The 7,946-nt window shown below is 59.2% G+C and carries 9 protein-coding genes and 1 pseudogene; 5 read left to right on the top strand and 5 right to left on the bottom strand.

All coding sequences use genetic code 11. From position 1 onward, the window contains the following. Nucleotides 1–674, bottom strand: a 674-nt coding sequence (locus tag VMU57_RS03785; protein ID WP_325380935.1) for an ABC transporter permease, incomplete at its 3' end; no start/stop codon positions are given. A 271-nt stretch (nucleotides 675–945) separates the two neighbouring features. Between VMU57_RS03785 and VMU57_RS03780 the strand changes: the two genes are divergently transcribed. Next, nucleotides 946–1,767, top strand: a complete 822-nt coding sequence (locus VMU57_RS03780; RefSeq protein WP_325380933.1) for a TIGR03435 family protein — start codon at nucleotides 946–948, stop codon at nucleotides 1,765–1,767. Between the two features lie 19 nt (nucleotides 1,768–1,786). Here the strand turns inward: VMU57_RS03780 and VMU57_RS03775 are convergent, their stop codons facing one another. After that, nucleotides 1,787–2,263 (bottom strand): hypothetical protein, encoded by a 477-nt coding sequence (locus VMU57_RS03775; RefSeq protein ID WP_325380931.1) that lies wholly within the window; start codon nucleotides 2,261–2,263, stop codon nucleotides 1,787–1,789. Nucleotides 2,264–2,507: 244 nt separating this feature from the next. On the opposite strand from VMU57_RS03775, the gene frr reads away from it, so the two are divergent. Further along, nucleotides 2,508–3,092: a ribosome recycling factor gene (gene frr, locus VMU57_RS03770; protein WP_325380929.1), complete on the top strand. Its 585-nt coding sequence runs from the start codon at nucleotides 2,508–2,510 to the stop codon at nucleotides 3,090–3,092. Between the two features lie 132 nt (nucleotides 3,093–3,224). Here frr and VMU57_RS03765 read toward each other — a convergent pair whose 3' ends face one another. Further along, on the bottom strand, nucleotides 3,225–3,785 hold the full coding sequence (locus tag VMU57_RS03765; protein WP_325380927.1) for a TlpA disulfide reductase family protein: 561 nt from the start codon (nucleotides 3,783–3,785) through the stop codon (nucleotides 3,225–3,227). A 146-nt stretch (nucleotides 3,786–3,931) separates the two neighbouring features. On the opposite strand from VMU57_RS03765, the gene VMU57_RS03760 reads away from it, so the two are divergent. Together VMU57_RS03760 and VMU57_RS03755 are read left to right on the top strand one after the other, a co-directional pair. Next, nucleotides 3,932–4,876 carry a DsbA family protein gene (locus VMU57_RS03760; RefSeq protein ID WP_325380925.1) on the top strand — a complete coding sequence of 315 codons (945 nt, stop codon included), beginning with the start codon at nucleotides 3,932–3,934 and terminating at the stop codon, nucleotides 4,874–4,876. Between the two features lie 36 nt (nucleotides 4,877–4,912). Beyond that, nucleotides 4,913–5,941, top strand: coding sequence for a beta-propeller fold lactonase family protein (locus VMU57_RS03755; RefSeq protein ID WP_325380923.1), 1,029 nt, complete (start codon nucleotides 4,913–4,915; stop codon nucleotides 5,939–5,941). 18 nt (nucleotides 5,942–5,959) lie between these two features. Here VMU57_RS03755 and VMU57_RS03750 read toward each other — a convergent pair whose 3' ends face one another. Continuing rightward, nucleotides 5,960–6,430 (bottom strand): nuclear transport factor 2 family protein, encoded by a 471-nt coding sequence (locus VMU57_RS03750; RefSeq protein ID WP_325380921.1) that lies wholly within the window; start codon nucleotides 6,428–6,430, stop codon nucleotides 5,960–5,962. Nucleotides 6,431–6,520: 90 nt separating this feature from the next. Next, nucleotides 6,521–7,120, bottom strand: a complete 600-nt coding sequence (locus tag VMU57_RS03745; RefSeq protein WP_325380919.1) for a TMEM175 family protein — start codon at nucleotides 7,118–7,120, stop codon at nucleotides 6,521–6,523. Between the two features lie 396 nt (nucleotides 7,121–7,516). Between VMU57_RS03745 and VMU57_RS03740 the strand changes: the two are divergent. Next, a pseudogene (locus tag VMU57_RS03740) lies at nucleotides 7,517–7,946 on the top strand (hypothetical protein); the annotation flags it as partial.

Raw genomic sequence — 7,946 nt, 5'->3', positions numbered from 1 at the left:
GTATCTCCCTGCTCCTCGAAGACTGGTTCCTGATGCAGCGGGATCCATAAGTTGGCTGGATCGCTCTCCAGCCGGTCGCCAAAGAACTGCGGAGCGGCAATGCCCACCACGGTGACCGGCAAGCCATTGAAGGTAAAAGTCGAGCCAATGACGGATGGGTCGGAGGCATAGGTCTGTCGCCACATGCGGTAGCTCATCACCGCGACGGCAGGTGCCTCCGGTCGATCATCGGAGGAATTAAGCAACCTGCCTGCGCTCGGCTGCACCCCAAAGGTAGAGAAGTAGTTGCCCGAGACGAACTCGCTCTTCGTGTTTTGAGCGGCTGCATTCGAGCCGGCGCGACGGAGGCTCATGGCATACCGACTGCCGGAGAAGGCTGCGATCTGCTCAAACGCGGGGGAGTTTTCCGTCAGGTGTCGATAGAACGGGTAGTCGAAGATGCTCCACGAGTCCTGAAGGCCGCCCCACTCGCAGCAGAGATTGCCGTCGCCGATGCGATAAAGCTGCTGCGGATTTGGGATAGGCAGAGGTTTCAGCAGCACCGCATGAACCAGGGTGAAGATGGCAATGTTGGCTCCAATGCCCAGCGCCAGCGTCAATACTGCGGTCAAGGTAAAGCCGGGCGCCTTGCGCAGTTGACGGAATGCGTAACGCAGATCCTGCGAGAATGTCATCGTTCACCTCAGAAGGAGCCATGGCGCCAAATCTAATCGTGCCGTAAGGCTATTGGCACGTGAAGCGCCAAAGCGTCAGCCAGCCAAGTGATTCAAAACATGCGCTGTCAGTTCCATGGCCCGATCTCGCTCGACCGGCAAGGTGTCCGGGTTCGCAAAAGCATGTCCGGAATTGAACAGAGAATCGTGAAATTTCGCGAGAACGATCAGCCGCGGACGATTGCCCAGGTGATTGCTGAACTTTTGCCCGCGGCTCTCCGTAGCAGAGAGGATGACAACGTCGCCGGCAAAGGCATATCGCATCGGTCGTTCGATCACCCTCCTGCTTCCGCTCGCCATGGCGCCGCTAGGCCTCTCTGCCCAGGCGCAACCAGCGACTCCATCTTCAACCGCGGTCACCCAGCCGCCCCCACGATTTGAGGTCGTCTCCATCCACCCGCGCAAGTTTGCCGGTGACGAACCCTCTGACCGCCGCGTGCTTCCCGGCGGACACTTCGTCGCCACCGCCACCAACGTCCGCACCCTTATCCGCATCGCCTTCGGCATCGACAGCAACCGCATGTCAGGCGCGCCGGGCTGGATCGACAGCGAGATCTTCGACATCAACGGCACCACCGTCGATCACGCCGAGATCAAGACCCCGCAGCAGTTCCAGCAACTGATCCTCTCCCTGCTCGAAGACCGCTTCCAGTTCAAATTTCATCGCGAGCAAAAGGAAGGTCCCGTCTACTGGCTGGAGGTCGATAAGCCGGGCAGACTCGGGCCCGCCCTGAAGCCAAGCGGGCCGGGGTCGGAGCCCAACATGAGCAGCAACTCCAACGGCTTAAGGAGTGAGATCAAGGTGTCGAAGATGTCGATGCCTGACATTGCCGCCGGGCTTCGCCGCCAGGCTTGCCGTCCGGTTGAGGACCACACCGACCTGAAAGGCGACTTCGACTTTCAGATCGCATGGTCTCCCGAGGAGACACCAGACTCCGCCAACCCTTCGCTGTTCACTGTTCTCAAAGAGCAACTCGGCCTTAAACTGCAGCCCGCCAAAGGCACGGTCGAGACCCTGGCCATCGATCAGATCAGCCAGCCGTCGCCCAACTAGTCTGTCACAGCCCTGCCGGTCAGGCGATCTCAGAATCATGCGGATGCGGACTGAGCCGCAGGCCGCTCCATGATTCCGAGACGACGATGCTGTTGCCGGGGTTGTGCATGTCGTAGCGCACCTGGATGGGCAGGTCGGCGCGAACGTCGCGAACGTGCTCGGCGAGGTAAGTCACGTCCTGAGCGCACTCGTAGGAGACGCCAGCGATGCGGTAGTTATAGACGATGACCAGCGGCTCCGCGCTCGAGCCATCCTGCTGCAGCGGCGCATCGGTGATGCTGCCGTCGGTGATTCTGCCGATGCGGGCGAGCAAGTCGCGGCGCTCCCGCTCAATCTCTTCCGCGCTTGGCCGCGGGCGCCGCAGCGCGTACCAGGCAATGCCAGCCACGGCAGCGGTGCCAATCGCAATGGCGGCAACGTTGCGTGGGAAGCGGAGGTCTAGCGGCAGATGCGATGGAATCGAAGAAAGCAACACAGTGTCTCTGCCCAAAAGCATAGCCTATCCCCGGTAAGCAGACGATGATTCCATGGGAGTAATAGTGTCAGACGATATTCCGCTGCGTCAAAAGGGAACGGGCGCAGCCGGTTGCCGCTGCGCCGCGCGATTTCGAACCGCTAAAAAGTAAGGGAAAAACCACGAATCGCTCGCTTTTGCAGCAAAAGCAGTCCTCGCCACGCCGGGAGGCGGCCGCTTTCCAGTAGAATTTGCTTTGGCGCATCCGCGCATGAGGACAAGGTTTATGGCATCGGCAATGGCGAATATCGAGGCATTGAAGGCGACACACCAGGAGTTGAAGACGCGGATGGAGAAGTCGGTCGAAGACTTCCGGGCAAACCTGCTCTCGGCGCGTACCGGGCGGGCGAACGTGCACATGCTCGACCAGATCCGGGTGGACTACTACGGCACCGACACCCCGATCGCCCAGATGGGCCAGGTCAGCACCCCCGAGCCGACGTTGATCCTCGTCTCGCCCTACGACTTGGGCATGGTGTCGGCCATCGAGAAGGCCATCCGCACCTCAGGCACCGGGCTGAACCCCATGTCCGACGGCAAGATCATCCGCGTGCCTGTGCCTCCCATGACCGAGGAGCGGCGCAAAGACGTGGTCAAGCAGTTGAATAAGACCCTCGAAGACCACAAGACGGCCATCCGCAGTATCCGCCGCGACGGCAACGACCAGATCAAGAAGGCAGCCAAGGACAAGCTCATCTCCGCCGACGACGAGAAGCGCGCCAGCGAAGAGGTTCAGCAGTTGACCGACGCCGAGATCAAGCGCATCGAGGAGCTGTTCAAGGCCAAAGAAAAAGAAGTCATGACCGTCTGAGCGCAGTCATCAGCAGCTAACTTCCTTTGTTTGTCATTCCCGAAGGGAATCTGCGTTTTGCGTGTGGTTAGTGGGTCGTGGTTCAGTTTGAATCCACAGAATATCTCCGATCCTAAGCGCGATTCTCGGAACCTATCGACGTTCCGGCTCGTTTATGAGCCCATCGATAAATGCTGTAACACGTGGAGCTGACCAGTTTGCAGCTGCCGTGTGCCTGGCCGCGAGACTTCCGTCACGTGCGTATAAAAACGTCGCCGGAAATTGATGCAGTTGCATCGATACAGGAATGTCCCCGTCATCCATTGTGTAAAAAGGAAGATCGTAACCGTGGCGTTGGGCGAAAGCGCGAACGGTCGCAGGCGAATCCAACCGAGAGATGATCAGGAATGCGACATTCGGGTCATTGCGATAGTGGTTGTAGAGCTTTTGCACCGCAGGCATTTCAGCGACACACTGAATGCACCAGGTTCCCCATAGGTCAACAAAGACTACCTTCCCTCTCATCTCAGAGAGCCGCTCTACTTTCCCGTCCAAAGTGCGGAAAGGGAAGTCGTCTGCCGATTGATGGATGCGAATCAAATCGGGAGCCTGCTCGTTGAGGGCGATGCGGTGTTGGATAACCTCCCAACCCAGAATTGCAGTTACTCCCAGGGTCAACACACAAAGGAAAGCGATGACGGCGATCTTTTTCATCAAGGTCATGGCGGATGTCAGGCGTCTACGTCTTCTATGTTACGGTAATGGAAAAATTCACGCTGAGGGCAGGATAAGTCGGCGTGGTTTACGCAAATTCCCGCAGCAAAATCAACAGTTTTCGCATCACGTGAAATCATGGCAGTATGTCCCACGTACGCCGATCATTTTTTATCGCCGCCTGCGTCCTGTTACTTGTATGCGCGATGCCAGGCCGCGCCAAGGCCGCAACCGGCAACCAGAAGAACCTGCCGCCTGACCTGGCCTGGAGAGTCGAAGTCCTCTTCCGCTCCAAAGCGACTCTTCCGGCGGGGGCCGAGGTGCACGTCGGCCCTCGCATGCCCAGCAAAATTTCCGGATACGATCAGGTCTCTATCACCTACACCTCCTCGGGAACGACCTCTGCGCCGATCCCGTTTCTGCTTTCGCGCGACGGTAAATCGCTCGTCCAGTTCAACCAGTTCGATATCAGCGCCGACCCACGAACCATGGTCTCTGAAAGCAACCGGCCCGCTCGCGGCGGCCCCGAGTCCGCACCGGTCTCGATCGTCGTCTTCGACGACCTGGAGTGCCCATTCTGCGCGCGCCTGAACGCGACGCTCTTTCCCGCAGTCCTCGACCGGTACAAAAATCAGGTTCGAATCGTCTATCTGGACTTCCCCAGTCCCGGGCATCCGTGGGCCTTGCGAGCGACCGTCGACGTCTCCTGTCTCGCCACGCAAAGTACCAACGGATACTGGAACGCAGTCGACACCATTCATGCTCGCGCAGCCGAGTTGGGCGGAACGGAGAGAAGTCTCGCCAAGGTCAACGACTCACTCGACGAGATTGTTCGCCAGTCGGGAGCGCAGCAGCACGTCGATGCCACCGTGCTCAACGCCTGTATCCAAAAGCAGGATACGGCGTCGGTCGAACACTCCCGCGAACAGGGGCTGGGGCTCCAGGTTCAGGTCACGCCTACGTTCTTCATCAACGGAGCAAGAATCGAGGGAGCGGTTCCCATCGACTTCATCTTCCACATGATCGATACCGCGCTGCTCGCAGAGGGAAAGACCCCGCCGCCCGCTGCACCGGATGCTCAGGGCCAGTAGAGGAACGGCGGTGCTTTTGCGTATACTCGTCAGCCTATGCTGAAGACCATATTTTCCTGTACTGTAGCGGGCGGCGTCTGCCTGAGCATGTTTTCCGGCGCTGCCCTGGCCCAGAACCGTCCCGGAGCCCCCGGCCACGCCGCGTTGATCGTAGTGAACCAGGGCGAAGCCAACGTCAGCATCGTGAACCCCGCTACCGGCTCGCAACTGGGCACAGTCGCCGAGAACACCCCCGGCATCCACGGCCACGAGGCAGCCACCTCTCCCGATGGCCGGCTCGCCTATGTGCCCATCTACGGCAGCACCGGCGTCGGCAAGCCCGGGCTGAACGGCCGCTCCATGCTGGTCATCGACATCGCCAGCCGCAAGATCGTCAACAAGCTCGACTTCGGCCACGAGGTCCGGCCCCACTGCGCCGTCTACGACCCCAACAGCGGCATGCTCTACGTCACCACGGAGCTCGACAACGCAGTCACCGTCATCGATCCCAACACGCTCAAGATCGTCGGCAAAATCCCCACCGGGCAGGAGCAATCGCACATGCTGGCTCTGTCCAGCGACGGCACCCGCGGCTACACCGCCAACGTCGGCCCCGGAACCGTCTCCGTGCTCGACATGAAGGCGCGCAAGACGCTGGCCGTCATCCCCATCTCGAAAGACACGCAGCGCATCTCGGTCTCGCGTGACGACTCCATGGCGTTCACCGCCGATCAGACGCAGCCCCGCCTGGCCGTCATCGACACGGCGTCGAACAAGGTTAGAAGCTGGATCGCACTTCCCGCAGTCGGCTACGGAACCGCCTCGACGATGGACGGCCGCTGGCTGCTGGTGGCCATGCCTTCTGCGAGCAAGGTAGCTGTCGTCGATCTCAAGAGCATGAAGGTCGCCAAGACCATCGACGTTCCCAGCGCGCCACAGGAGGTCCTGATGCGTCCCGACGGCAAAGTAGCCTACGTCTCCTGCAATACGACCGGACGCGTCGCCGCCATCGATCTGGTCGGCTGGAAGGTCGAGAACATCATCGCTACCGGCAAGGGCGCGGACGGTCTGGCCTGGGCCAAATAAATTCTGGGCGAAATATTCTTACGTCGTGTGGTCGAGCACGATCTTCCACCCCTTGTCCGTCTTTTCGAGCACAACGCTGAAGACCCCTTCGGCGTTGCCGCCCTCCTTCTTGGCGCGCTCCAGATGGTACTTGCCCACCACGATGGCAAAGTTGGCATCGAGCGGTCGCGCCTCTAGTTCAGAGAAGGCGAGCGTGCCCATGGCCGCCTTGGTCGGGTAGTCGTGCTTGTACTCCTCCACCAACCCGGCGAAGCCATGCGAGATCTGGTGCGTCACCATCAACGTATCCGGCGCGTCTTTATAGGTCTGCACAAAGGCGTCGATGTCGCCGCGGTTCCACGCCGCCTCCTGGGTCAGCAGCACTTTGACCACATCGAGCTGCTGCCGGGATGCAGTGGTGAGCGCCTGCAGGTCCTGCGAGTGCGCGACCGGCACCGCGAACAGGGCCACGACGAGAAGGGGAATGACAGCAGCACGAAAGCGCGGCATGGGAGGCACCTCAAAATTGTTACGGCCAATGTAGCAAATCCGGATTAACGAAAACGAGCCAATGGTCTTTTCTTTGAATTCAGCCGCAATCTAGCGGTTGTCGTCTACGTGGGCCTTCGCTCCAGCGGTCGGGATGATCCAGATCAGCGTGACCAGCGCGATATCGGCCAGCGCCAGCGAAGGATGGTAGTAGGCCAGCGGCATCGCCAGCCCATAAAGTCCCAGGCTCAACTGGTGTTTCCGCTGAATCGCGGCATCCAGCGGGTGAAAGGTCCCCGCCACTCGCATTCTGCGCTCGATGGCCAGTCGCAGCAGCAGAAAGCTGAAGCCCGTGATCACCATGGAGGCGGCATACAGCGCGATCGAGAACGAGTCGCTCTCCTTCTCCAGCACGTACGAGGTAAAGAACGGCAGCAGCGACAAACAGAACAGGAAGCCGAGGTTGGCATAGAGCACGCGCTGGTCTGCCTGCTTGATGCGATGCACCAGGTGGTGATGATTCACCCAGTAGATCGCCGTAAAGCTGAACGAGATGAAGTAGACCGCCAGCGTCGGCAGAATGGAGAGAAACCCGGCAATGCCGTGCTGCGCTGGAACCTTCAGCTCCAGCACCATGATGGTGATGATCACCGCGATGACGCCGTCGGAGAAGGCTTCGAGCCGGGATGTGGAAGAGAGTTGATCGTCCATAGCCGATGGAGCCTTTTATCGGCTCCCTGAAATACCTGTCAAGTACCCTTGAATCGAAGACGTTCGCTAAATATAACTATACAAAGAAGTTGCCGAAGAAAATAAATCCGGCAAAACTGCAAATTAGTTTCCCGCCATTCATTACAATTAAGACATAAGACGGCAGAAGGAAGAGTTGGAGGGCCACGATCAGGCCATGCTGAACTAACTCCTTCCAATGCAATATTTTGACTATAACTCATTTGAATGCAATATTATGCGCCGAGAGTACAGCGCATCTCCCTGCAATCATTAGACTTACGGCAAAGGTACCCCTGGGGGTCCCCCTTCAAAGCACCGCGGCGCGGAGTCGTAAAATAGTCAGGATCGTCGAAAGATAAAGGATGACACGGGCAGATGAGTATTGAAACACAGACAGTTTTGGCAGGACAGATCGTTGCGGCAGCACAGGCAGCCGGTCTGGTAGTGGTTTCGAGCGTCGAAGGCAAGGACTTTACCGGCGCATCCACCACGCGGTTTACCCTCGGCCTCGCGTCCGACAACTCAAAGACGCAGGTCCTCGAGTTGAGCTCCTCCTTCGACTTCAGCAAGGCAGAGCTGGCTGGCGTCGTAAGAGAGTATCTCGCCGAGGCGGCAAAGCGTCTCAAGAGCACGCGCCCGGACTGCTATCTCACTCTCGGCGGTCTGCCGTTGAGCTTCAGCAAGTTCGCGTGGCCCTTCCACGAGTCAACCTCCGGTGCGGACACCTCGCTGGTGCACGGCGAGATCTGGCTCGAAGATGGAAGCGAGCACGTGCTCCACTCCAAGGTCTCCGCCTCCATGACCG

The sequence above is a fragment of the Edaphobacter sp. genome (assembly GCF_035532915.1).
Lineage (GTDB): Bacteria > Acidobacteriota > Terriglobia > Terriglobales > Acidobacteriaceae > Edaphobacter.
Note: the sequence above shows the minus strand (reverse complement) of the source record. Positions and strands in the feature narration are given on the sequence as shown.

What these genes read in the sequence shown, in the direction of transcription:
- VMU57_RS03780 (WP_325380933.1), top strand. Translation starts at nt 946, where the DNA reads ATGACAACGTCGCCGGCAAAGGCATATCGCATCGGTCGTTCGATCACC.
- VMU57_RS03775 (WP_325380931.1), bottom strand. Translation starts at nt 2,263, where the DNA reads ATGCTTTTGGGCAGAGACACTGTGTTGCTTTCTTCGATTCCATCGCAT.
- frr (WP_325380929.1), top strand. Translation starts at nt 2,508, where the DNA reads ATGGCATCGGCAATGGCGAATATCGAGGCATTGAAGGCGACACACCAG.
- VMU57_RS03765 (WP_325380927.1), bottom strand. Translation starts at nt 3,785, where the DNA reads ATGAAAAAGATCGCCGTCATCGCTTTCCTTTGTGTGTTGACCCTGGGA.
- VMU57_RS03760 (WP_325380925.1), top strand. Translation starts at nt 3,932, where the DNA reads ATGTCCCACGTACGCCGATCATTTTTTATCGCCGCCTGCGTCCTGTTA.
- VMU57_RS03755 (WP_325380923.1), top strand. Translation starts at nt 4,913, where the DNA reads ATGCTGAAGACCATATTTTCCTGTACTGTAGCGGGCGGCGTCTGCCTG.
- VMU57_RS03750 (WP_325380921.1), bottom strand. Translation starts at nt 6,430, where the DNA reads ATGCCGCGCTTTCGTGCTGCTGTCATTCCCCTTCTCGTCGTGGCCCTG.
- VMU57_RS03745 (WP_325380919.1), bottom strand. Translation starts at nt 7,120, where the DNA reads ATGGACGATCAACTCTCTTCCACATCCCGGCTCGAAGCCTTCTCCGAC.